Genomic DNA, 340 nt, shown 5'->3' with positions numbered 1-340 from the left:
AGCGCACAAGGACGCCATGACGCGGGTGGTGGAAGCCGCCGGCCACAGCCGCAAGGAGAAGGCCAACGCCTACCTGTCGACGCATTCCGCGATCGCAGCCCGGAGCCGGCCCGTCGTCACACGTGAGATGGCCGTCGCGGCGGTTGCCGCGGCCCATGGGGTCAAGCTGAAGGCGGCAGAGGCCCTGGGCATTTCGCGCCCCGCACTGTATCGCCTGCTTGCCAAGCCCGCCGAGGCGGGTACTGCGGCCGGCCATCGGCACTTCACGGGATGAGGTCGTGCGATGACTGAAGATGACGCAATGGCCGATGGCGATTGGGATACCTACCTGTTTCCAGAG

General features: G+C 67.1%; 1 protein-coding gene. It reads left to right on the top strand.

Annotated features, from left to right (window positions below):
- Positions 1 to 274 (top strand): helix-turn-helix domain-containing protein (locus tag RVY79_RS18255; RefSeq protein WP_317465942.1); only part of this gene is annotated, 274 nt, incomplete at its 5' end.
- Positions 275 to 340: the final 66 nt, after the last annotated feature.

This window comes from Chromohalobacter sp. HP20-39 (assembly GCF_033052815.1).
In the GTDB taxonomy this organism is placed as follows: Bacteria; Pseudomonadota; Gammaproteobacteria; order Pseudomonadales; family Halomonadaceae; genus Chromohalobacter.
Note: the sequence above shows the minus strand (reverse complement) of the source record. Positions and strands in the feature narration are given on the sequence as shown.